This window comes from Priestia taiwanensis (assembly GCF_014638355.1).
In the GTDB taxonomy this organism is placed as follows: domain Bacteria; phylum Bacillota; class Bacilli; order Bacillales; family Bacillaceae_G; genus Priestia_D; species Priestia_D taiwanensis.
This window is the reverse complement of the sequence record NZ_BMFK01000001.1, coordinates 2,225,900-2,250,651: the sequence shown is the minus strand read 5'-3', so window position 1 is coordinate 2,250,651 and position 24,752 is coordinate 2,225,900. Positions and strand designations below refer to the sequence as shown.

General features: G+C 37.4%; 21 protein-coding genes, 1 riboswitch and 1 other annotated feature. Of the genes, 14 read left to right on the top strand and 7 right to left on the bottom strand.

The window, feature by feature from the left end; all coding sequences use genetic code 11:
• Positions 1 to 20 precede the first annotated feature (20 nt).
• Positions 21 to 232: a binding site (T-box leader), on the bottom strand.
• 50 nt (positions 233 to 282) lie between these two features.
• On the bottom strand, positions 283 to 1,713 hold the full coding sequence (locus IEV41_RS11685) for an amino acid permease (protein WP_188388546.1): 1,431 nt from the start codon (positions 1,711 to 1,713) through the stop codon (positions 283 to 285).
• Between the two features lie 135 nt (positions 1,714 to 1,848).
• A riboswitch (Lysine riboswitch) is annotated at positions 1,849 to 2,031 on the bottom strand.
• A gap of 257 nt (positions 2,032 to 2,288) precedes the next feature.
• Here IEV41_RS11685 and IEV41_RS11680 point away from each other — a divergent pair.
• On the top strand, positions 2,289 to 3,197 hold the full coding sequence (locus IEV41_RS11680; RefSeq protein WP_188388545.1) for an EamA family transporter: 909 nt from the start codon (positions 2,289 to 2,291) through the stop codon (positions 3,195 to 3,197).
• 103 nt (positions 3,198 to 3,300) lie between these two features.
• On the opposite strand, the gene IEV41_RS11675 is transcribed toward IEV41_RS11680, so the two are convergent.
• On the bottom strand, positions 3,301 to 4,737 hold the full coding sequence (locus tag IEV41_RS11675; RefSeq protein ID WP_188388544.1) for an NADP-dependent glyceraldehyde-3-phosphate dehydrogenase: 1,437 nt from the start codon (positions 4,735 to 4,737) through the stop codon (positions 3,301 to 3,303).
• 558 nt (positions 4,738 to 5,295) lie between these two features.
• Here IEV41_RS11675 and IEV41_RS11670 point away from each other — a divergent pair.
• Both IEV41_RS11670 and IEV41_RS11665 read left to right on the top strand, forming a co-directional pair.
• On the top strand, positions 5,296 to 7,047 hold the full coding sequence (locus IEV41_RS11670) for an ABC transporter ATP-binding protein (protein WP_188388543.1): 1,752 nt from the start codon (positions 5,296 to 5,298) through the stop codon (positions 7,045 to 7,047).
• Positions 7,044 to 9,062, top strand: a complete 2,019-nt coding sequence (locus IEV41_RS11665) for an ABC transporter ATP-binding protein (protein ID WP_188388542.1) — start codon at positions 7,044 to 7,046, stop codon at positions 9,060 to 9,062. Before IEV41_RS11670 ends, IEV41_RS11665 begins: the two co-directional genes overlap by 4 nt.
• A 47-nt stretch (positions 9,063 to 9,109) precedes the next feature.
• Here IEV41_RS11665 and IEV41_RS11660 read toward each other — a convergent pair whose 3' ends face one another.
• Positions 9,110 to 9,589 carry a hypothetical protein gene (locus tag IEV41_RS11660; RefSeq protein ID WP_188388541.1) on the bottom strand — a complete coding sequence of 160 codons (480 nt, stop codon included), beginning with the start codon at positions 9,587 to 9,589 and terminating at the stop codon, positions 9,110 to 9,112.
• 277 nt (positions 9,590 to 9,866) lie between these two features.
• Here IEV41_RS11660 and IEV41_RS11655 point away from each other — a divergent pair, with 277 nt between their 5' ends.
• The 4 genes from IEV41_RS11655 to IEV41_RS11640 all read left to right on the top strand — a co-directional run bounded on the left by IEV41_RS11655 (position 9,867) and on the right by IEV41_RS11640 (position 14,726).
• Positions 9,867 to 11,150: a hemolysin family protein gene (locus IEV41_RS11655; protein WP_188388540.1), complete on the top strand. Its 1,284-nt coding sequence runs from the start codon at positions 9,867 to 9,869 to the stop codon at positions 11,148 to 11,150.
• Between the two features lie 236 nt (positions 11,151 to 11,386).
• Positions 11,387 to 12,274, top strand: coding sequence for an N-acetylmuramic acid 6-phosphate etherase (murQ, locus tag IEV41_RS11650; RefSeq protein WP_188388539.1), 888 nt, complete (start codon positions 11,387 to 11,389; stop codon positions 12,272 to 12,274).
• A gap of 24 nt (positions 12,275 to 12,298) precedes the next feature.
• Entirely contained in the window at positions 12,299 to 13,720 is a 1,422-nt protein-coding gene (locus IEV41_RS11645; protein ID WP_188388538.1) for a PTS transporter subunit EIIC, read from the top strand.
• Positions 13,721 to 13,880: 160 nt separating this feature from the next.
• Complete coding sequence (locus tag IEV41_RS11640; RefSeq protein ID WP_188388537.1) at positions 13,881 to 14,726, top strand: MurR/RpiR family transcriptional regulator; 846 nt, start codon at positions 13,881 to 13,883, stop codon at positions 14,724 to 14,726.
• A gap of 97 nt (positions 14,727 to 14,823) precedes the next feature.
• Here the strand turns inward: IEV41_RS11640 and IEV41_RS11635 are convergent, their stop codons facing one another.
• The gene (locus IEV41_RS11635; protein ID WP_188388536.1) at positions 14,824 to 15,027 is read right to left on the bottom strand and encodes an alpha/beta-type small acid-soluble spore protein; all 204 of its coding nucleotides are present in this window, start codon (positions 15,025 to 15,027) and stop codon (positions 14,824 to 14,826) included.
• A 250-nt stretch (positions 15,028 to 15,277) separates the two neighbouring features.
• Here IEV41_RS11635 and IEV41_RS11630 point away from each other — a divergent pair, with 250 nt between their 5' ends.
• Positions 15,278 to 15,520, top strand: coding sequence for a hypothetical protein (locus IEV41_RS11630; protein WP_188388535.1), 243 nt, complete (start codon positions 15,278 to 15,280; stop codon positions 15,518 to 15,520).
• Between the two features lie 45 nt (positions 15,521 to 15,565).
• Here the strand turns inward: IEV41_RS11630 and IEV41_RS11625 are convergent, their stop codons facing one another.
• A complete protein-coding gene (locus IEV41_RS11625; RefSeq protein WP_188388534.1) occupies positions 15,566 to 16,927 on the bottom strand; it encodes a YheC/YheD family endospore coat-associated protein in 1,362 nt (453 codons plus the stop codon).
• A gap of 7 nt (positions 16,928 to 16,934) precedes the next feature.
• On the bottom strand, positions 16,935 to 18,008 hold the full coding sequence (locus tag IEV41_RS11620) for a YheC/YheD family endospore coat-associated protein (RefSeq protein WP_188388533.1): 1,074 nt from the start codon (positions 18,006 to 18,008) through the stop codon (positions 16,935 to 16,937).
• Between the two features lie 280 nt (positions 18,009 to 18,288).
• On the opposite strand from IEV41_RS11620, the gene IEV41_RS11615 reads away from it, so the two are divergent.
• The 6 genes from IEV41_RS11615 to IEV41_RS11590 all read left to right on the top strand — a co-directional run bounded on the left by IEV41_RS11615 (position 18,289) and on the right by IEV41_RS11590 (position 24,229).
• Complete coding sequence (locus IEV41_RS11615) at positions 18,289 to 19,413, top strand: DUF445 domain-containing protein (protein ID WP_188388532.1); 1,125 nt, start codon at positions 18,289 to 18,291, stop codon at positions 19,411 to 19,413.
• A 53-nt stretch (positions 19,414 to 19,466) separates the two neighbouring features.
• Entirely contained in the window at positions 19,467 to 19,817 is a 351-nt protein-coding gene (locus IEV41_RS11610; RefSeq protein ID WP_188388531.1) for a YlbF/YmcA family competence regulator, read from the top strand.
• A gap of 57 nt (positions 19,818 to 19,874) precedes the next feature.
• Positions 19,875 to 20,030 (top strand): DUF1540 domain-containing protein, encoded by a 156-nt coding sequence (locus IEV41_RS11605; RefSeq protein ID WP_188388530.1) that lies wholly within the window; start codon positions 19,875 to 19,877, stop codon positions 20,028 to 20,030.
• A 143-nt stretch (positions 20,031 to 20,173) separates the two neighbouring features.
• Complete coding sequence (locus IEV41_RS11600; RefSeq protein ID WP_188388529.1) at positions 20,174 to 21,046, top strand: Cof-type HAD-IIB family hydrolase; 873 nt, start codon at positions 20,174 to 20,176, stop codon at positions 21,044 to 21,046.
• 129 nt (positions 21,047 to 21,175) lie between these two features.
• On the top strand, positions 21,176 to 22,672 hold the full coding sequence (locus IEV41_RS11595) for a coproporphyrinogen III oxidase (RefSeq protein WP_188388528.1): 1,497 nt from the start codon (positions 21,176 to 21,178) through the stop codon (positions 22,670 to 22,672).
• A 768-nt stretch (positions 22,673 to 23,440) separates the two neighbouring features.
• On the top strand, positions 23,441 to 24,229 hold the full coding sequence (locus tag IEV41_RS11590) for an enoyl-CoA hydratase (RefSeq protein WP_188388527.1): 789 nt from the start codon (positions 23,441 to 23,443) through the stop codon (positions 24,227 to 24,229).
• Between the two features lie 237 nt (positions 24,230 to 24,466).
• Here the strand turns inward: IEV41_RS11590 and IEV41_RS11585 are convergent, their stop codons facing one another.
• Positions 24,467 to 24,652, bottom strand: coding sequence for a YhzD family protein (locus IEV41_RS11585; RefSeq protein ID WP_188388777.1), 186 nt, complete (start codon positions 24,650 to 24,652; stop codon positions 24,467 to 24,469).
• Positions 24,653 to 24,752 lie beyond the last annotated feature (100 nt).

The following is a 24,752-nucleotide window of genomic DNA, read 5'->3' as shown; positions in this document are numbered from 1 at the left end:
AAAAACTCGCCTCTTCGTAATGAAGAGACGAGTTTTAATTCCCGCGGTACCACTCTATTTGTTCAAGATGAACCTCTTTGCATGGATAACGGATTGTTGTTCCGGCTTACCCTACTAGTATTCAAGTAAGCATCTTGAAAGTGCGCTTCCTTATATATTCGACACTAGGCTCTCACCATCCCTAGTTCGCTATGCTCGGCAATATAAGTACTCTCTTTGTCATCGATACTGTTTTCATTAAATTATCAACAGTATATAGAAAAGATGAAAGATGTGCAACACTTATGCTATTTTTTGTTCTTCGTTTACTTTCCTCATTTTTCGACGCTCATATTGTTCATTTAGTGGATATAAGATAAATCCGACGAAGAATAAGCCGATTCCTAATGCGAATGTTTTTATATCACCAGATCCAGAAATAATTGCGTAGACAGAGTAAGTAATTGCTAGTACTGCTAAAATAGCATCTCCTGTACGTGAGCCTCGAATTGTATCGTATGTTTCACCTGTGAAGACTAACTTTAGTTGGAAAATAGGTGAGACAAGATACGGGATTAAGTATGCTAATGTCGATACGACGATAACGAAATCATATGCTTCTGTAATGGAGCCTGATAACGTTGAGAAAATAAATAATTGCGACATAAAGTTTGTAATTAGTAATGAACGTGTCGGACTTCCTTTTTCGTTCTCATGCGCGAAGAATTTTGGGAAGAATCCTAATTTTGCTGCTTGATATGGTACTTCTGATGCAAGTAACACCCATCCAAGGATCGAACCGAATAAGCATGTTAATCCAAGTAGTGCCATCACTTGGCCACCACCTGTACCAAGAATAATATTTAAGGCATCAACAAATGGTTTGTCGGATGTTTTTAATACATCTGCTGGTACAACACCCATCGTTAATAACGTAATTGCTAAGTAAATTACTAATGTAATAAGTAGACCAAAGATTGTTGCTTGTTTCACAGCTTGTTGTGACTTGGCACGATTTGAGAATAGTACAGCCGATTCAATTCCGATGAATGCCCATAATGTTAAAATTGCTGCCTGATTTACTTGACCTAATAAGTTTAATGCCTCACCGTTTGGATTCACAACGGGTGTGTACCATTCGCCAAGTGTTGATGTTTGGAATGCAAATAGTGCTACGACAATGAATAATGCAAAGCCAATAATTTTAGTCGCTGTTGCAATAAATGTAATTTTTCCTGCACCGTGAACTCCTCGAACAAGTAAGAAGTGTGTTGCCCATAGTAACGATGAACAGATAAGGAAGGTGATTCCTTTTCCTACTTCTACTTCGAATGAACCAATTGTGAATAGTACATCAGGGCTTGTCATGACTGGGAAGAATGTTGTTAAGTACCCAGCAAATGACGTAATGATGGCAACGTTACTTGCCCAGTTTGCTACCCAGTAGCCCCATACCATGCTGAAGCCAGCGATGCGGCCTTTCTTTTTATTTGAGAACAGTGCATACGCGTGACTTTGTGGCCCAGTCGTTAAATCCGGACGACGGATTGCCAAGTTTCCAAAGACAAACGCAAGTGTTAGAACACCGAAACCTGTTAATAACCATGTAAGAATTGTTGCTAAAGGACTTGCTGTTTTTGCTAATGTGCTTGGTAGCATGAAAATTCCTGCCCCAACCATATTACCGACAACCATGGCAGTTAAAATACCAACGCCCCATTTTTTGTTTTGCATTGCTTTCCCCTCCAAAATGATATATGTTAGTTTGTCTATTTCTTCGTCTATCTATGATGATGGGACGGGTCGGACAAATAAAAAAACGCATAGAATAAATATCTACGCGTTTCGTATCGAACGAAACCCGCATCAATCTCTGATAGCTCTCCACAAGCAAATGCTTGTGACAGTTCTGCACTTGTTCAATGCAGCCCCAGCAAGTCAATAAGGTGGTTATTGTACTTACTTCGGCGATTATTCCTTTCACAGTTTGATCATCGACTCCACATAGTCTCCCAAACGCTACTCTTAATACTCGCAACCTCTACCTCACCGAGATTTAGATGAGGGTTTTAATATGTTATTGTTAAAAAATAATTCTTATCTATCGTACATGTGAAAAATAGCTTTTGTCAATATTTTTTCTTTGCATAATATATTTTTTATGTGCATCAATTCGTTTCTTCAAATTTTTTCAGGGAATGTAAGGTCAAAATGTTTCTTAAAATAAGAAAATCATGTACGATTATGCAAGATACTTATGTTGTATAGACAAGTGATAAAGAGATTGTAGCATCAAAGGAGAGTAAAGTATGTGGAAGTATGCATTATTAGTGTTGATTGGTTCATGTAGTTATGGTGTGTTATCAACTATTGCAAAGTTAGCATATAACGAAGGGTTTGTTGCAAGTGAAGTAGTAGCAAGTCAGTATTTCTTCGGCTGGATTTTTCTATTAGTTGCTACGCTGCTATTTTCGCGAAAGAAAGCACCATTTAAGCAAGTGATGTTTTTAATGTTCGTTGGGACATCAACGAGTTTGACGGGGATCTTCTATGGATTAACGTTAGAGCAAGTAACGGCATCGATGGCTGTTGTGTTGTTATTCCAATTTACATGGATTGGAATTGTATTAGAAGCTATTAGTGAACGAGCATTTCCTAGTAAAGAAAAGCTATTCGCTATTGCTGTGTTATTTGGTGGAACATTGTTAGCTGGTGGTGTTTTTGAACAAGGGCATACGACATTAAATACGTTAGGTCTTGTGTATGGATTGTTGTCGGCTGTAGCATTTGCCTTATTCATTTTCGTAAGTGGGCGTGTCGCAACAGAAGTACCAGCGTTAAATCGCAGCTTGTACATGGTTACAGGTGCTTTAATTTTAATTATGTTCGTTTTCTCACCAGAATTTTTATATAACGGTTCGCTAGGGAATGGATTGTTCAAATACGGATTAGCATTAGCAGTTCTTGGAACATTATTACCAGTTATATGCTTCTCTATTGCATCGCCAAAAGTAGGATCAGGTATCGCAACGATTCTCGGTGCGGTAGAACTCCCTGTGGCGGTATTAGTGTCGATGCTTGTATTAAAAGATAACGTATCTGCCGTACAGTGGCTTGGTATCGCTATTATTTTCATCGGTATTATGATTCCACAGTTTTATGTACGTAAACAAAAGTATATTCCAATGGATGTAGAGCAAGAGGTAAAAGTTTCATAGTAATTGAAAAGGATGCGCGTAGCTGGGGAGTTTCGCATATCTATCGGAAATAGTGGATATATAGAAGAAAAGGAGTTACCTCATGAGGTAACTCCTTTGTTTATTATTCTGTGATATTAACAATCGTTACTTTCTCACGTGTCATCGATTCGATGCTACGACGAATGCCTTGTGCACCCATACCAGATGCTTTAATACCGATGAATGGGAAGTGGTCTGGTCCACGCTCTGTACGTCCGTTAATTTGGACAGAACCTGTTTCGATTTTGTTTGCAATTGAGAATGCTTTGTTAATGTCTTTTGTGAACACACTTGCTTGGAGTCCGAAGTCCGACTTATTCGCAATTTCAATTGCTTCTTCGTCAGATTTCACACGAATGATTGGGAGAACTGGGCCGAATGGCTCTTCCCATGCCACACGCATGTCTGTTGTAACGTTATCAAGTAATGTTGGATAAATTAAGTTACCTTCACGTTTGTTACCTGTTACAAGCGTTGCGTGTTGAGTTAGTGCATCGTCAATTAATCCTTGTACGAAATCAGCTGATTTCGTATCAATTAATGGCACGATTGTTTTGTTTTCTTCTGGTGAACCGACAGAAAGTTTCTCTACCTCTGTTTTTAGTAATGTAACAAGTTCATCTGCTACATTTTCATTTACAAGTACACGTTTAATTGCTGTGCAACGTTGTCCAGAGTACGAATATGCACCTGAAATGATTTGGTTTGCAACAAATGATAAGTCTGCATCTTCACGTACGATTGCAGGGTCTTTTCCACCAAGCTCCATTACAAGTGGTACCATCTTCGCTTTTGAAGCGATGTGGTAGCCAGTTTCTGTACCACCAGTGAAGGAAATCATGTCAATTCCTTTATGTTCTACTAAGTAGTCACCAATTACAGAACCACGACCTGTAACAAGGTTTAGAAGTCCACTTGGTAAGCCAGCTTTATGAAGTGCTTCAATCATCTTAACTCCGCTAATTGCACCTTGTGTTGCAGGTTTGAAAATAACGGCATTACCAGCAAGAAGAGCAGGGGCGATTTTTGCTGCGGCTAAGTTAACTGGATAGTTGAATGGTGAGATTGCTAAAATAACGCCAAGTGGTACGCGCGAAATCATCGCCATTTTTGATTTCGATCCACCTGGGAAGCTGTCGCCTAACATGCTTTCGCCGTTCATATGAACGCCTTCTTCAATTGCGTAGCGAACTAAATCAGCTGTACGTTCTACTTCTTTCACTGCATCGTTATAGCCTTTTCCAACTTCTTTCATGATAACTTCAGCGATTTCTTCTTTCATCGCTAATAGCTCATCAATCCATTTGTATAAGTAAGAAGCGCGATCACGAATGGATAAAGTAGCCCATGCTTTCTGTGCAGCTTCAGCACCTTTAATTGCTTCATCTACTTCATCACGAGTAATTGCTTGTACTTTCCCGATTTCTTCTTGTGTATATGGGCAAGGAATTGAGATTGTTTCGTTTGAACCACTTTCTCTCCACTCGCCATTTAGTAAAAATGTATATGTTTTAGTCATTATACGACCCTCCAAAGATGTAAAAAAATAAAACTAAGGTAAAAAACTATTGTAACAAAACGATATTATTATGATTGTAAGACGAATGAGAATAAATTTCAAATAGAAATTTAAGTGGATGAATTAATTTTGTGTAATATTGCACATTTTTTCATGTTCCTTTTTTGCTTCATTTCCGTACAATAATACGTATACAAAGAAATAGTTAATTTTATTCAGAAATTTTAAAAAAGTAAAATAAATGTATTGACGATAGGAAAAAACTGGTGATACAATAACACATATCAAAAACATGAAAGGGAGGTTTGCGTGATGTTATTCATTGTAAGAGGTAAGAACATAAACAAACAATTAAATAAGATACACGTGACCACCTATTTGCATGTCTGATTTCATAGTAAAAGACGCGCATGGTTACGTTGTGTAATCGTGCGCTTTTTTATACGGGCAAAGAAAGAATTCTTTCTTTGGCTTAAGATTGCTGTGAAGGCATATCGTATAAATTTGCGATATGCCTTTTTATTTGTGCAAAAAAGAAGAAACGGAAGGGGAGACAACATGTTATCTGTATTAGGGAAATTAGGTTGGTACTTTAAAGAAAATAAAAAACGATACATCATCGCAATTGGATTTTTATGTGTCATAAATATCCTTGAAGTGATTCCGCCGAAGTTAATTGGGATGACGATAGATGAGATTAATAATGGGACGCTGACGGCGAGTAGTATGTATACGTACATTGGATTATTACTTGGAATTATGTTGATCTGTTATGTGAGTACGTATATATGGCAATATCAATTATTCGGTGGTGCATTCTTATTAGAGCGCACGTTCCGTGGCAAATTAATGAATCATTTGTTAAAGATGACACCGACGTTCTATCAAAAGAATCGTACAGGAGACTTAATGGCGCGTGCTACGAATGACTTAAAGGCAATTTCTATTACAGCTGGTTTCGGTATTTTGACACTTGTTGATTCTAGTATGTATATGCTCGTTATTCTATGTATGATGGGCTTTTCGATTAGTTGGGAGTTGACGTTTGCATCATTGATTCCTTTGCCAATTATGGCATTAATGATGTGGATATACGGAAAGAAGTTACATGAACGATTCACGGTAGCTCAAGATGCGTTTGGTGATATGAATGATCGTGTGTTGGAGTCCATTGCAGGGGTACGTGTCGTTCGTGCTTATGTACAAGAAAGAGAAGATGAAAAACGCTTTAAAGATATGATTGACGATGTATACGAGAAGAACATTCGTGTAGCAAAGATAGATACTTTATTTGAGCCGACTATCAAAGTACTAGTTGGAGCAAGTTATTTAATTGGTCTTGTATACGGTGCGTTTCTTGTGTTCCAGAATGAGGTAACACTAGGACAGCTCGTTACATTTAACGTCTATCTAGGAATGATGATTTGGCCAATGTTTGCGATTGGTGAGCTAATTAATGTGATGCAGCGCGGAAATGCGTCGCTTGACCGCGTGGATGAAACGTTAGCATATGAACCAGATGTGAAGGATGGAGCGATGACGCTTGTACCAACTAAGCCAGATTCCATCATATTTGACGGAGTAACATTCTATTATCCAAGCTCAGAAAAAGCAAATTTACGTAACGTATCGCTTTCATTAAAGAGTGGTCAAACGTTAGGAGTTGTAGGGAAGACCGGAAGTGGAAAGACAACGCTTGTGCGACAACTATTGCGTCAGTATCCACTTGGAACAGGAGCGATTTCTATCGCTAATACACCACTTGAAAAAATTCAAGTTGACCACGTATTAAGTTGGGTTGGATATGTACCACAAGAGCATGTTCTATTCTCAAAAACGGTACGAGAAAACATTTTACTTGGAAATGGGCAGGCTGACGATGAAACATTGGAACATGCAATTAAAATGGCAGCATTTGATAAAGATATTACGTTCTTATCAGACGGATTAGATACGTTAGTAGGGGAAAAAGGAGTGTCGTTATCAGGTGGACAAAAGCAACGTATTTCGATTGCACGAGCGATTGCGACAAACCCAGAGATTTTGATTCTAGATGATTCATTATCGGCAGTAGATGCGAGAACAGAAGCGAGAATTATTGAGAATATACGACAAGAGCGTGCAAATAAGACAACGATTATTACGGCACATCGTATGTCGGCTGTCCAGCATGCAGATTGGATTGTGGTGTTAGACGACGGGGAAATCATCGAGGAAGGAACACACGAAATGCTAGTATCCAGAAATGGCTGGTATCAGGAACAATTTGAACGCCAGCAGTTGATGGAGGAAAATGAGGTGGATGTATGAATGTAGGAAAAAGATTGTTTCAGTACGCCTTAAAACGGAAACGAACATTTATCTTTGCATTAGTGATGCTGATGCTTGCCGTAGCAGCAGAGTTATCGGGACCATTTATTGCAAAGCGGATGATTGATGTACACATCGTTGGGATAGAGAAGCCTTGGTATGAGGGGGCAACAGGTGATCAGGCAGTAGCGTATCAAGGAAAATGGTATAAGCGAGAAGATCGCTTTGAAGAGAATGAGACAAAAGGAAAAGAAGTCCGTATTTTACAAGTCGGAGTTTCGTATTACTTTGTTAATGAGGCGATTGCCTTTGATGGTGCAAGAGAAATAGACGGGGATACGTTGACGATTACCCGTAACAATGAAACGAAAGAATATAGTGCGGTGCAGTTAAGTAAGGATGAGTTATTGCCTTTCTATGATTCAGAAGTCAACGGATTATTAACGCTAGCTACTTTATATATTGGTTTAATGATTATGGCGAGCATTTTCACATATGGGAAAGCATTTTACCTCCAAAAAGCATCAAATAGCATTATTCGAGATATGAGAGAAGATGTATTCTCCCATATTCAGCGTTTACCGGTGAGTTATTTTGATAAATTACCAGCTGGAAAAATTGTATCGCGTGTAACGAATGATACAGAATCTATCCGTGACTTATACGTAACGGTACTAGCAACGTTTTTCTCGGGTGTTATTTATGTGACAGGTATTCTTATCGCATTGTTCTTGCTAGATGCAACGTTAGCGACCTATTGCTTGTTAATTATTCCGATTCTTTACTTATGGATTGTTTTGTATCGAAAGTACGCTTCGAGATACAATCACATTATTCGCGGCCGCTTATCTGATATTAACGGGATGATTAACGAGAGTATTAATGGAATGTCAATTATTCAAGCATTCCGTCAACAGAAAGAAACAGCGAAAGAATTTGGAGAGTTGAGCGATGATTATTATCGCCATCAAAATAAGTTACTTAGCTTAAACGCTGCGACGTCTCATAATTTAGTAGGAGTTCTTCGAAGCATTGCATTTATGGCGATGATTTGGTACTTCGGTGGTACGACATTAAGCGGACAAATGGTTGTAACGGTAGGGGTACTTTATGCATTTGTCGATTATTTAATTCGTATGTTTAGTCCTATAACAGGAATGGTGAATCAATTAGCGATATTGGAGCAAGCACTAGTATCAGCTGAGCGTGTCTTTGAGCTACTAGATGAAAAAGGAACGGATGTAAATGATACACATATAGATCGTTACAAAGGTGATGTATCGTTCCAAAATGTATCGTTCTCGTATAACAACAAAGACGTTGTGCTGAAAAATATTAATATTGATGTAAAGCAAGGGGAAACGGTCGCTTTAGTTGGTCATACTGGTTCAGGAAAGAGCTCGATTATGAACGTCTTATTCGGTTTCTATCCGTTCCAAGAAGGAAATATTACGATAGACAATTATCCTATTAAAGAAATGCCAAAGCAATTATACCGTGAGCATATGGGAATTGTTCTTCAAGATCCATTCTTATTTAGTGGAACAATTGCATCGAATATCTCCTTGGATAATCCAGCGATTTCGCGTGAACGGATTGAGAAAGTAATTAAAGAAATTGGAGCAGATGTATTCATTTCGAAATTACCGAAAGGATTAGATGAGCCGGTGCTTGAGAAAGGAAGTACGTTGTCTACGGGAGAGCGACAATTAATTTCATTCGCACGAGCATTAGCATTTGATCCAGCCATTCTCATTTTAGACGAAGCAACGTCTAGTATTGATACAGAAACGGAAAGTATCATTCAAGAAGCGCTTGAAGTATTGAAGAAAGGCAGAACGACTTTCATTATTGCGCACCGTTTATCAACGATTCGAAGTGCAGATCAAATTCTCGTATTAGACCGTGGAAACATTGTCGAGCGCGGTACACACGACGAGCTAATGGCGAGATGCGGAAGGTATTATAAGATGTATCAGTTGCAACAAGCAGGTAGTGTCACACATGCTTCCTAAAGGTAGAGAAACACCCCATGACTCAGGAGGAGTGATGGGGTGTTTTATTAATTAAGGAAAGAATATGTATTACCTGTTTTATTTTTGTATAGGTATCCATTACCGACCATGGCTTGGTTATTAATGTTGGTTATTTTTAATGTATATTTTCCTTCCTCCAGGAGTTCTTGCATTGTATAGCCGCTGTTGTAATTTCCATTTAAGTAGTGTGTTTTTACGATACTATCGTCTTTCATGTAATCAATTTGAATGTGTGCTGTATTAGAAGCATATTGTACACTTCCAAAGTTAACATAGGCACTTTCTTCAAGCGAGAATTGATAAAGAGCATGTTCATTTGGCTCTAATTCAAGATCTAGATTTGTAGATAAGACAGTGGATGGTAATGGTGTTGAAATATTTTTTGATGTCATTTCTGATTTTGGTATAGTGTTTTTGGTAGTTGTTTGCTCTTTTGTACATCCAACACTAACGATAGCCATTAGTGAAACAATTAGTACGAGTAATCTAATGTGTGTTCTTATCACGACAAAAATCCCCTTTTTAATTTATTATATAATTTTTATATGGATAATTATAGATTATAAGTTAATTTTTATCTTTTTATGTTGATCCACAATATTATTCTTAGTTTAAAAGAACTGGGTATACTAACAAAAAACATATAGTTTACCTTTTATTAGCATATTTGCACAGCTATTTGTGTAAAAATGAGGATAAGTATGTATTTTTTTGTGAATTTTTCTTATAATTATGCTTGTTAGTATATAATTCATTAAGAATATAGTAGGAGAGTGAAGATTCTTGGGCGACTTGCCACTGAGTACAATGTTTATTTTGATGATTCTTATTTTGTTATCTGCATTCTTTTCTTCCGCAGAAACAGCTTTTTCAAGCGTAAATCGCATCCGTTTGAAAAGTTATGTAGATGAAAAACGGAGAGGAAGCAAAAATGCATTGTATGTAACGGAAAACTTCGATAAATCATTGTCGACTATTCTTGTTGGAAACAATATTGTGAACATTGCAGCTTCTGCAATCGCCACAGCATTGGCGACAAAGTTTTTTGAAGGAGCAGAAGGTATTCTTGTTAGTACAGTTGTTATGACAATACTTATTTTAATTTTTGGCGAAATTTTGCCGAAATCATTAGCGAAGGAGAATGCAGAATCATTTTCCCTGCGTATCTCTGGTATTCTTGTTTTCTTAATAAGAATATTATCGCCTGTTACATATATATTTGTTGCCATTAAAAATGGGGTAACAAAGTTATTTAAAAATAAAGATAGTGAGCCACTTGTAACAGAAGAAGAAATTAAAGCGATGGTTGAAATAAGTGAAGAAGAAGGAGTCATTGATAAAGAAGAGAAGGAACTTATTACTCGTACGTTAGAGTTTAACGATATATTAGTGGCGGAAGTATTAAAGCCACGTATTGATATGGTTGCGGTAGAAGTGAATCAATCAGTTGAAGAAATTCGTGATTTGTTCCTGGAAGAACGTTATTCACGTATTCCTGTTTATGAAGATAATATCGACAATATTATTGGTATTTTATCGGATAAACAGTTCTTTAGCTATTTAGTACAAAATAGAGACATTACTATTCGTAAGTTAGTACGTACACCAATTTACGTTGTAGAATCGATGAAAATATCGACGCTACTTCCAGAGTTACAGAAGAATAAATCTCATATGGCAATCGTTGTAGATGAATTTGGTGGAACATCGGGACTAATTACGTTAGAAGATATTTTAGAAGAAATAGTTGGAGATATTTGGGATGAACACGATGAAACGATTAAAAATGTGACAGAGTTATCACCAAATCTTTATGAGTTCAATGCACAACTTCCATTAGATGATTTTATGGAAATGATGGATTTAGAAGATGACGATGACAGTGGTTATCATACACTGGGCGGATGGATATTCGAGAAGTTCGAGCGGATACCAAAAACGGGGGAGCAACTTCATTATAAGCATTTGACGATTACGATTCGAGAAGTGCAAAATCGTCGTATTAATAAAGTGTTAGTTCGAGTAGATAAAAACATAGAAGAAAAAAAAGGAGAGGAGTTAGCATAATGCTACTTCTTTCTTTTTTTGAGAGACAAACTATCATGCTTCTACTAATTAAAGGAGAATCAGCATTATGCTAATTCTCCTTTTTCTATTTGTAAATAAAAACAAAGGTTTGTTCACATTTTTTTAAAATTTTATTTCAAAATAAAAAATAAATAATTGAAATAAAATTTCATAGCTGTTATGATGAATTTATCAAAAGAAAACGTTTTCAACAATTTCCTAAAAGGGTGATAAATATGTTAGAGCATTTAACGACAGAGAAACGAAATGAGAAAACAATGAATTTAGATGAAATGAAAATAATAGATTTTCTTACAGTTATGAATGAAGAAGATGCAAGTGTGGCAGAAAGTGTGAAAAAAGAACTGCCACAAATCGCGAAGGCTGTAGAACATATTATTGCGGCAAGAAGAAACGATGGACGCCTTATTTATATAGGGGCTGGTACAAGCGGGCGCATTGGCTTATTAGATGCGGTAGAATGTCCACCGACTTTTGGCACAGCTCCTGAAGAAGTAATTGGTTTAATTGCTGGTGGAGAAAAAGCTTTTATTAAAGCAGTTGAAGGAGCAGAAGATAGAGAAGAATTAGGAGTACAAGATTTACAAGATATTACGTTAACAGATAAAGATATTGTAGTGGGAATAGCTGCTAGCGGACGTACCCCATACGTGATTGGTGGTTTGAAGTATGCGAATTCTATTGGGGCTAATACAATTGCGGTAAGTTGTAACAAAGAATCTGCGATTGGAAAAGTGGCTAACATTGCAATTGAGGTGCTTAGTGGCTCAGAAGTCTTAACTGGTTCAACTCGGTTAAAAGCAGGTACATCACAGAAATTAATTTGTAATATGCTATCAACCGCATCTATGATTGGTATCGGAAAAGTGTATGGAAACCTAATGGTAGACGTCCAACTAACAAATGAGAAGCTTGTAGAACGGGCGAAGCGTATCGTGATGGAAGCGACATCATGTGATTATGAAACAGCTACAGCATATTTATCAAAAGCGGATAACAAACCAAAAATTGCGATTGTAATGATTTTAGCTGGTTTCACAAAAGAAGAAGCAATAAAACGACTAGAAGAAACAAAAGGTTTTATTCGTAAAGCAGTTCAATAATCGATAGATAGTGTGGTGATTATAATGAGTAAATATCAAAAGATGGCTTCAGAAATTATCGAGGCAATTGGCGGCAGTGAGAATATATCAACCTTTACAAATTGTATGACACGTCTTCGTGTTACGCCAATTCACAAGCACCTTATTAATGAAGAAGCGGTGAAAAAAATACATGGAGTACTAGGTGTTGTAGATGATGAAACGTATCAAATTATACTTGGTCCTGGTGTCGTAACAAAGGTGGCAGAAGAAATTCCGAACCTGCTATCTGAGAGTAAGAGAAGCACAACGAATGAGACACCTTCTGCGGAGGAATTACAGGCAAAAGGTGCCCAAATGAAGGCAGAACAAAAGAAAAAGAATAATACACCGTTCAAAGCATTCCTACGAAAAATCGGAAGTATATTTATCCCGTTGATTCCAGCATTCGTTGGAGCTGGATTAATTGCTGGTATAGCTTCTATTCTATCTAATAATATTACAGCAGGAAATTTAGATGCTCACACATGGCAACAATATGTAACGGTGTTGAATGTTATTAAAAATGCGATTTTTAGTTATTTAGTGATTTACGTTGGGATTAATGCTGCCAAAGAATTTGGCGCTACTCCTTCACTAGGTGGGGTAATTGGTGGTGTAACGCTGTTAACTGGCGTGACACCTGATACGGCGATTACAAATATTTTTACGGGTGATCCGCTGACATCTGGTCAAGGTGGCGTGTTAGGCGTATTATTCGCAGTATGGATTTTCTCAATCGTTGAAAAACAACTACGTAAGTTTGTTCCAGATTCTATTGATATTATTGTAACGCCTACTATTGGATTATTAGTAGTTGGATTGGCAACAATTTTCTTCATTATGCCATTTGCAGGTTTTATCTCAAATAACTTACTTGGCGCAATTAATTGGTTATTAGTACACGGCGGTGTTGTATCAGGTTTTGTGTTGGGAGCATCGTTCCTTCCATTAGTAATGCTTGGTTTACATCAAGTGTTGCTACCAATTCATATTGAAATGATCAACGCTACTGGTGCGACTCAATTACTTCCTATTTTATCAATGGCTGGCGCTGGACAAGTTGGTGCAGCGATTGCATTATGGATGCGTTGTAGGAAGAATCAATCATTAACGAATATGATTAAAGGAGCACTTCCAGTAGGTATTCTAGGAATTGGCGAACCACTTATTTATGGTGTCACATTACCATTAGGACGTCCATTTATTACAGCGTGTATTGGTGGCGGTATTGGTGGAGCTGTAATTGGCTTGCTTGGCCAAGTTGGTGCAATCGCGATTGGACCATCTGGAGTTGCGTTAATTCCCCTTATCGCCAACGGAGGATGGATGAACTATGTAATTGGATTAGTAGCTGGTTATGCTGCAGGATTTGTTCTTACGTATTTCTTCGGTGTACCGAAAGAGGCAATGGTGGAGCAAGAATAATAACATAATTTTTATAGAAAGGAGCCCTCATAAGTTGAAGTTTGGACTTTGGGAGGCTTCTTTTTTTATTAGATAAGGTTTTTCTTTTGGAACAAGGTGTTTTTCTATATAATAGATGAAAAATAACTTGTTCGCATAAAAAATGAAAGGGTGAAGTCATTTGACGATAAATAGTATGCAAGCACAGATTCAACTAGCTCTGAAAGACTTACCATCTTCAGAACAAAAAATAGGTGAGTATATTCTTGCACATCCAAAAGAAGTGACAAAAATGACGATTCATCAGTTAGCGAAAGAAGCTGAAGCGAGTAGTGCGGCTGTTGTTCGCTTTTGTCGTTCATTAGGTGTAACAGGCTTTCCTGATTTGAAGGCACGTTTATTTGCAGAAATCGGCCATTCGGCAGTTGTAGGATACTTCGATATTGAACCGAATGAAGGTGTTTCTTCCGTTATTGATAAAACATTATCTAATACTGTCCAAACATTACACGATACAGTCGGGCAATTAAAGATAGAAGTCATTGAAGAAGCAGTTGAAATGTTGAATGAGGCTGACGTACTCTATATATATGGGGTTGGCGCTTCGTTTCTCATCGCTGAAGATATTGCACAGAAATGGCTTCGCTTAGGTAAAAAGGCTTTTGCTATCTCAGATCGTCATGTTTTAGCTGTTGCAATGGCTACTCAGTCAGAGAAGGCATTATTTTGGGGAATATCCTATAGTGGTGAAACAAAAGACGTTCTAGATTTAATGAAAACAGCAAAAGAATTAAGCATTCCAACAATGAGCCTTTCTCGTTTAGGGAATAGCAAAATATGTGAGTTAGCAGATGTGTCTTTATTTACAGCTCGCGCTCCAGAAGCACACATTCGTAGTGCGGCTACAAGCTCACGGTTTGCACAATTACTCGTTGTAGATATTGTTTTCTTCACGTACTCTTCTTCACAATACGATTTTGTTGTAAATCAATTAGAAAAAACAAAAAAAGCGGTGAAATTTTTGTAAGTATAAGGTGGAATGGAAAAGTCTATGATAGACGGCATATTTGAAAGCCCCCAAGCGAGCGCCTGGGGGCTTATAGCCATTGTATGAAATTGTTAAATTATTTTTGGAAGCCGCCTAATTGTTGCTCAGCCATTTGAACTAGACGTTTTGTAATTTCTCCACCAACTGATCCGTTAGCGCGAGAAGTTGCATCTGGTCCTAATTGAACACCAAATTCACTAGCGATTTCGTACTTCATTTGATCGATTGCTTGTTGAGCTCCATACACTGCTAATTGGTTTGAACTTTTGTTGTTTGACATGTATGAGTCATCTCCTATTTAAGTTTGTTTTGGTTGGATTAGCTGGATTTGCACCAGTAGAAACTAACTACTTAGTAGTTCTAATCCATTGAGTGGTTGTTGCTTACTAGTATTATGGTTTGTTGGATTCTTCTCTATGTATGATATTTATTGGTAATTAATGTAATAATCTTGTATGAAAGAATCGTATAGCATTTTATGATCTATTTCATACTAGGAGAAATACGTTTATTTAGTAGGGAGGATCATCATGAGTTTTTGTCCAAATTGTAATGGAATGAATGAAAACATGTATACGTGCTCAACATGTGCGGCAGAAATGATTGATACGGGGAAAGTAGTCGATTACTTAGATAACTATAGTCCGTATTTGGATATGAGTATATTAGAGCAAGTGGACGGTGTGCAACATGATCCAACATCGTCGTGTATACACCTTTATTATTGTTCTTCTTGTGGAGAAGATTATCGTATAGAAGTTCCATATGTATAGGAAAGTCGTATGCAGGAAGAGGATATTCTTGCATACGACTTTTTGTTAGGAATATATCTCGACGGGACGAAGAAGACTTTGCTCGGTTAAATACGTTGCATAGGATAGGAATAAGTTTTTCGTTAAAGAATTGTATTTTTGAAGAGGCGGATGATTGAAAATTGTCCGTCCTGGCTTAGAGTTTGCTTCAAATAACCAGACATTGTATTCTTTGTCGATGCCAATATCAAAGCCGATTTCTCCGATATATCCATCAATAACTTTATCAATTGCTTCACTTAATGAAATAGCTGCTTGCGAGATTTTTGTATACATCTCAGCTCGGTGTATTGGATCACTGAAAAGCTCTTCAAGTGATTTTACTTCCCCGCCGAATGTTACATGTGTTGTCATGCTTCCTCTACTTGCTACTTTTGCGGCGATAGCACTTAGCTTCCAGTTGCCACTTCGGTCTTTATTTGTGTGTACACGGAAGTCAACTGATTGCTGATCAAAGCGTAGAAGAGAAATACCTTGTTGAACGATAAAATCACGTAGTTGTTGGTCTTTAAATAAATGATTGACCAGTTGTTCAAGAGTTCGGTACTTATGCAATTTCTTTTTATTATTTTGATAGAAACGACAAAAATAAGCTTCCTCTTCTCGTTCATAGCGAATTTGATAGACGCGAGAGCCTAAGCTTCCGTTTGTTGGTTTAATATATAGATGCTGATGTTCGGCAAGCATTGTTTCAACACGGCTAAACGATGTGAACAGTGCTGTTTCTGGTAAGTAAGTATTTATTTCTTTATTTGTTTTTAGTTTTTGGTAAATATCCCATTTATTAAAGAAGCCAGGATTAAACCACGGAATCATATATTCTTTTTGAAGGCGGTGTTTGACTCGTTGAATACGAAGGTGATTTTCCGTCTTACGATTTGGTAGCCGATCGTACACAACATGTGGGAATGGAACGATATATTCTTGCCATTTTCCGTCCATATAGAAAAGTCCGTTAATTAGGCCTTCGCTCCACTTTATGCTATGGACGCTAAAGACAAAACTATATGATGCAGTAGGATGAAGTGATAATAAGTCCGCAAAGAAAGAAGAACGAGCTCCAATTGGTTCAGAAGAAGAGTTTGTCAGCCCAGCTGTGAACATTCCAATGAGTGGTCCAATGTGTAATGTGTCTTCATCAAAGAAAATTGGTGATAGTGTTTCAAAGGGAATATGCAAGGCATCAAATAGATCTGCTGGGATGGCGATTGTGTCAGTAAGTGTATTTGTTGTGGTGAACTTACAAGGAATGACGGTTGTACCGAAGCTAATATGCGTAATAGAGTGTGGGATATTTATTGTTTTTGGTAAAAGAATTGTTGCATGCTTCGTTTCTTTTTTCATGATACGATACGAGGACATATTCATATAGTCGTTACCTTCTTTCCTTTGCGTTTAGGTAAGCTAAAAAGGAACAATATTGTAGCGGCGCATGATATAGCTCTTCTTTAATGGGTGGATTAATAGTTAATAATACTTTCCGTCCAGGTTTTGAGTTAATATCTAATAGCCAAATAGCACATTTTTGATCAATGCCAATATCGATACCGAGCTCGAATAGTGGTGAAGAAGTATTCTCTAAATGAAGGGGGAGAATACGTGAAATTGTTTGGATAGCATCTTCAATAAGAAGTACTTCTCGTGGAGTATATTGTCGCTTCCATTCTTTGTAAGGAATAATAGAAGCACCTGCGCTTAAGTTAGAAACGAGATGATCTTCTTTTCCTTTTCGTACACCGACTCCTCTTGTTATCCACTTACCATGTTTGTTTTTTTGTAAGAAAAGACGGAGGTCGAATGGGCAGTTGGTCACATCTTGTAAAGATAGGAATGGCTGTGTGATATACGTACGTTTTTTGAGAAGAACAGTTAAGAAACGGATAAATGCTTTTTCCTCAAAAGTCTTAGTAATGAGTTCTTCTCCTTTTTGTGTGTGGACGTGTATGTTCCCTTTTTTGAAGGTGAATAAATAAATGCCTCGCCCTCCTGCTCCGCTCGCTGGTTTTAAGAGGAGCTTCTTCTTTTTTTGTAGCGTGGTAAGTATTGTTTGTGGCGTATCCACGAGTGTTGTTTTTGGTAAGTATGCCTTTAACAACTCATGTTCGGATATTAAGTGATGAATGTGGAGTTTGTCCGGTAACCCATAGCCGAGAAAGAACGTATTTGGTCGTTTCTTAAGCCATTCTACAATTGGCTTATGGCGTTTCGTAATAGGCTTTGTGTAGAAGCAACGGTCATATAAATAGGAAGGTATTGGGAAACTTTTCTCTTTCCACTTATCTTTTGAGTCGTCAAATGCAAGACCGGTTACCATTTCGGTACTTGGCTCAATGTTACTAGGGGAAAAACATACAACTTCCATATTATAATTTCCCGCACGCCTTGCAATTTCTGTGAAGTATTCCTGCTCTTTGCTGATGTCAAATGATAATATTCCAAGTGTTAACAAGAAAAATCACTCCTTTTTATTTGAAGGTTCTTATTTGATTTAACCTATAGGATAGGTGCCAGATATCATTCTTATATATGCAAAAGATGAGGTGAATTTGCCTACGTATAAAAGCAAAATTCGTATTGATAATTCTTGTGTAAGAATGGTAGGAAATACGAATTGTTCATTATATAATTATATTCACCAGTTTCCTTTTACATGTGTAGAGGAGAGAGAGAAATGGGAAAAGAAAGTATTTTATACAATAGATAGGTATGTAAAAATAGGAGGATGACAGATGAATGCGTTAATGCAAATTTTGTTTACGGTAGGATTAGGGGCCGCAATTGGTGGTTATACGAACTCCTTAGCAATAAAGATGTTATTTAGGCCGTATGAACCGAAATATATTGGAAAGTTTCGTATTCCGTTTACACCAGGTCTAATACCAAGACGACGAGCTGAGTTAGCTGAGCAAATGGGAAAAATGGTGGTGGATCATTTACTAACAAAAGATGCGATTGAAGCAAAGTTAATGCAACCAGCGTTAAAAGAAAAAATTGTGATGTTTGTTCAAGTGGAATTAATGAAGTGGTTCGAAAGTGAGAAATCAGTGAAAGAAGTGATGGACAAGCTAGGCATTGACTATTTGAGCGTAGATAATCAACTGAATCGTTTTATTCAGCAAACGATTCAACGCTATTTCTATACTAACAGTCATATGAAAGTAGGCGAAATTATTCCGAGTGAATGGCAAGAGAATGTCGAGAAGAAGATACCAGAAGTAGCGGAATATATTTTGCTAAAAGCACAAACGTATTTTGCGAGTGAGGAAGGAAAGCAACGTTTAACGAAAATGGCAAATGATTTCTTATTAAATAAAGGAATGCTTGGTGGCTTTGCACAAATGTTACTTGGAAATGTGGACTTAGGTGAAAAGTTACAACCAGAACTAATGAAGTTTCTGATGCATGATGGGACGCGTCAAACGGTGACTTCTGTCTTAATGAAGGAATACGAAAATGTGAAGCAATGGGATATGAAGAAAGTAGAAGAATATGTTCAAGCTGATGCAATTGCATCGACGATTTCTTCCTTTGTGAAAAAGAATGTAACGGCACCATTATGGGATAAGCAATTGAATGAACTTGTTGCATCATACAAAGAGCCTATCAAAGAGAAAATACCGGTGTTAGTGGATAAGGTACTTCAGTATGCACATAGGCATATACATGAAGTATTAGGCGCATTACAAGTCGAACAGTTAGTGAAAGAGCAAGTTGATTCTTTCCCGACAGCACGTCTAGAAGAAATGTTACTAGGCATTACGAGAAAAGAATTAAAAATGATTACATACTTAGGTGCATTACTAGGGGGGGCAATTGGGCTTGTGCAAGGAATTGTGTTATTATTGATTTCGTAACAAGCACCTGCTTTGTTATCGTAGAAAAGCGTATTTTTTAGGAGGATTACATAATGGCAACGAACATTCATGATATTGCGTACACATTACAACATGCATTAAAGGAGAACGAAGACTTTATTGCGTTACAAGAACAATATGAGAAAGTATTTGCAAACGAGGAAACAAAAGTATTATTCGAAGAGTTCCGTAACATGCAAATGGAACTTCAACAAAAAATGATGCAAGGCGAGCAGCTTTCAGAAGAAGATAACGAGAAAGCACAAGCAATCGTAACACGTGTTCAGCAAGATGTTAACATTTCTGCCTTAATGCAAGCAGAGCAACGTGTAAACATGTTGGTGATGGATTTAAACAAAATCATCATGCAACCACTTGAAACATTATACGGCGTACAAAAATAATTTTTGGTTAACACCCCTTTCATTTGGCTATTCTAAAAAATGAAAGGGGTGTTTTTCATGGCACAAGATGTGCTTTGTGAAGTAAATAATTGCACGCACTGGCGAAATGGAAACAAATGCAGTGCAACACAAATTTATGTAGTGAGTCATACAGGAGCACATGCAGACAGACAAGAAGAAACTGACTGCAAAACATTCGAACGAAACGCATAAAAGGCAAAGAAAAGAGGCTATCTATAAGGATGGCCTCTTTTCTTGTTATAGAGGCAAGAAGTGGAGATTGTTCTATTCCGTACACGTTGTTCATATTCTAAATAGTAAGTTCTACTACATCGTAGAGAAAGGAGCGAAGAATCGTGGTATATCGATTGCTCGCAATCAACATAGATGGCACGCTATTGGATTCAAAAGGGAAATTACAAAAAGGGATGAAAGAAGCAATTGATTTCGTTCGTGAGAAAGGTGTATATGTAACGCTTGTGACAAGTCGAAATTTCCAATCTGCAAGGAAAGTCGCAAAAGCGTTGAAATTAGATACAATTCTTGTGACGCATAGTGGGGCGTTCGTATCAGATTCATTAACCAATCCGTTGTTTGAACGTCGCTTCACTGCAGAGGAAACAGAGGAGTTAATACGATTGCTTGAACATTACAATTGCAACATTCGTCTGTCACATGAGCGTTTTTCATTAGGAAATCGGAAGAAGCTTCAATCAACATTAGTGGCAAAAGCGGTACTATCAAATGCAGATCCTATTTTTTATCCTATTCAATTTGTAGATTCAATTAGCCATGCGTTAAGTGAAGAGCCGGTAGAGGCACCAAAAATAGATGTAGTCTTTTTTGAACAAGAAGAAAAAGAGAGTGCGCTACAAAGTATTACCTCTATGTTTCCGCATGTACAAGTGATTGAAAGTGAACATCATAAAGTAGAGTTTCTCCCACAAAGCGTTTCCAAATTAGGTGGGTTACAAAAGCTTGGAAAGAAGCTCGATATTCCTTTGCAAGATATGGTAGCAATAGGGGATAGTGTATCTGATATGGAAGTAATTCGGAGCGTGGGGCTTGGAGTAGCGATGGGGAATGCGCCTGTTGACGTCAAGAAAGAGGCAGATTGGATTACGCGTTCGAATGATGATAACGGTGTATCATACATGATTGTGGAGCATTTTCGAAAGCAGTTTCCATTGCCATTTTTGAAACAACATAAAATCATTAAGCAACGATAATGACACCACTTGCGGGATGCTAGTGGTGTTCTTTTATGAGGGGATAATAAGAAAGAGTATAAAACGTTGACCTGTATTGCCCCTTTCTGTACACTAAAGGAAGTGTCAAGACAAGTAGGTGGATAAAAGATGAAAATAGATATTAGAGGATTACAGGACGAGCGTTTCAAACGTCCGTTAGAGTTAATTTGTGCTTTGTTTTATGAGGAAGTTGATGTGTCGTTAACGGAGCGAGAAGATGCGGTGATAACGATTGACATCGACCTTACAATTGGTGATACAGCACTAGCTCACGCTATAGCAGTAGAGCATACAACTAAAAAAGAAGGAAAAGCTTCTTATGATCGAAATATTTCTTCTTATACAGAAGAAAAAGAGAAGTTCAAGCATGTGAAGAGTGTTGTTTCGTATGTTGTTGTAGCTGCCCTGCAAGAGTTAACAGGTATGGAACAAAAGTGGGGTATCCTAACAGGAATACGTCCAACGAAAATTGTTCATAAGAAACGTCAACAAGGACTAACAAATGAAGAAATATATGCACAGTTAAAGGAAGACTACTTAATTGCCGATGAAAAAATCGATTTAATGAATCGCATCGTAGATCGTCAATTAGCAGTTGTACCTGATCTATATGAAGTGAAGAACGAAGTAAGTATTTATATTGGTATTCCTTTCTGTCCGACGAAATGTGCATATTGTACGTTCCCAGCTTATGCAATTAAAGGACATCAATCGTTAGTTGGTGGTTTCCTTGATGGCTTACATTACGAAATCCAACAAATCGGTCAGTTCTTAAAAGATAAAGGAATGAAGATCACGACTGTTTATTTCGGTGGAGGGACGCCAACGAGTATTACAGCGGAAGAGATGGATGCATTATATGAAGAAATGTATCGTTCGTTTCCACATGTAGAGAGTGTACGTGAAGTAACCGTAGAAGCAGGTCGTCCAGATACCATTACACCAGAGAAATTAGAGGTGTTAAAGAAGTGGAAGATTGATCGTATTAGTGTAAATCCACAGTCGTATCATCAAGAAACATTAAAGGCGATTGGACGTCATCATACAGTAGAAGAGACGGTAACGAAGTTCCAGTTGTCACGTGATATGGGTATGAACAACATTAACATGGATTTAATTATTGGGCTACCAGGTGAAGGTGTAGAGATTTTTCAAGATACATTGGACGAAACAGCGAAGTTAATGCCAGAATCATTAACGGTTCATACATTATCATTTAAGCGTGCTTCTGAAATGACGCAAAACAAACAAAAGTACAAAGTAGCCGGGCGTGAAGAAGTAATTGAGATGATGAATATGGCAAGTGACTGGACGGAGAAACACGACTATGCACCGTATTATTTATATCGTCAGAAGAATATTCTTGGTAACTTAGAGAACGTTGGTTATGCATTAGACGGACAAGATAGCATTTATAACATTATGATTATGGAAGAAGTACAATCAATTATTGGCCTCGGTTGTGGTGCATCAAGTAAGTTTGTACATCCAGTGACGGGTAAGATTGAGCGATTTGCGAATCCGAAAGATCCAAAATCATATAACGAAGGATTCGAGCATTATACAGAAACAAAATTGAAGATTTTAGAAGAGCTATATAAGTAAAGATTTCGTGATGAAATAAAATACAGCTGTTTTATATACGTTAAAGTGCCCTCTTATATTGAAAGAGGGCACTTTATTTTTTGAAAGAGATAATTTAACAATTAGTAAGAGTGACGTAAGATAAAGGGAAAGTTATATTTGAAGTTTTTCACTAAAAGATGGGGATGGCCCATACATTTCACTCCGAGTGGATGCTTTCCGCGGACGAGAGTGAGCCTCCTCGGCAAGCCTGCGGGGTCTCCCTTTCCTCGCTTTTCCCGCAGGAGTCACCACTCTATGTTCCGTGCATGAAATGTTTTCATTTTCAACAAATCAACCACATGATTTGATGAAGAGGCATTTTGATCTGTTTGTTAATGTTGGAGGTGAATCATTATTTTTAGCCGAAACTTTTGGATATTCAATGCTATAATAGCCGGTATGTTAGTGGGGAAGAGTATGTATCAATTAGTACATGGTTCGAGTTCTACAACACTTTTCTTTCTGTTATTGATTTTTGGTATTGCTTATAGTTTTGTAAGTATTTTTGCTTATCGGAGATTTATTTGGAAAGGACAATCAGCAAAAAACGATATGTGATTAAACTTTATTTTATGTAATATGTTAGTGATTAGTGTACGTTGATAGGATATAGTAAGGACTTTTTCTAAGGTGCTTCTCGCCTATTTTGTATCAAAAATGAATGAACTTTCATTCGGATATAATACCAAATATTGGACGTTATGCTATAATACAGGAGTAGTATATTATTCGAAAGGGTGGGGGAAAATGAAAGCTTCAAGCATGACTGATAGTGTACTTGTTTCATATGAAGGACGTATTGCAACAATTATGTTGAACCGTCCAGATGTATTGAATGCGTTAGATATCGATACGTTGAAAGCGTTAACAGAAAAGTTAAAAGAAGTACGTAATAGTGATTGTGATGTTGTTGTTCTTTGCGGAAATGGACGTGGATTCTGTGCAGGTGGCGATATTAAAGGAATGCTAGCAAATGAAGATAATTCATTTTTGATCCCTGTAATGGACACCATTTCAGAACTCGTTACAACTTTATACACACTACCGAAAATTGTTATTAGTGCCATTCATGGACCAGCAGCTGGACTTGGACTTAGTATTGCATTAGCTGGAGATTATATCATTGGGGATGCATCAGCTGTTCTTGCAATGAACTTCATTGGAATTGGATTGATTCCAGATGGCGGTGGTCATTTCTTCATGGAGCGCCGCGTTGGAGAAGCGAAAGCAACGCAACTTATTTGGTCAGGTAAGAAATTAACTGCACAAGAAGCAATGAAATTTGGGTTGTTAGATCAAGTAATTGAAGAAGACTTCCAAGAGAAAGTGAAAGAGAAGGCGGACATGTTCTTGCGTATGCCAACAGTAGCGATGATTGAAACGAAGCAAATTTACACATCTTCGAAGGTAGAAGCACTTCGAAACATTCTCAAATTAGAAAAAGAAGGGCAACAAAAGATGCGTGAAACAGCGGATCATCGTGAAGGAGTGCGTGCGTTTTTAGAAAAACGTCCACCAGCGTTTCAAGGAAAATAAAATAATAGAAGGTTGCCATGACGGCAACCTTTTTTATGTGTAGATTATCTAGTTGATGTTTTTTCGTTGGCGGGAAGAGGCATAGAAGATAGTTCCAACGAGAAATAAAATACTGTTAATCATCATTGTAATACCATTAAATTCGCTGTTGAAAACAGTTATATTTAGCAGTACGACAAACTGCATGATACAAAGAGTGATATATATACCTGTGATGTTGTTCATTCGTTTTTCTCCTTAAGATTTAAATAATACGAGCTTTCCAACTGGAGAAATGCAGCGGTGTGTTTTTTCATACACATCTTTTTCTTTCAACAGTTTCTCACCAATTCCTTTTGCTTCTTCATCACTTGCTGCTTCAAATGATTGCTCCAAAATTTTTTCTCCCGTCGGTTCAAATGCCGTTAGCTTGTACATGTGCATCATAATTCCCCCTTTTCTACTTGTACGTTTATTTTCTCATAAAATGGTAAAAGTAGCGAAAAAAACGTTTTTTGAGAACGTGCATTCGCTCTTTGGCGAT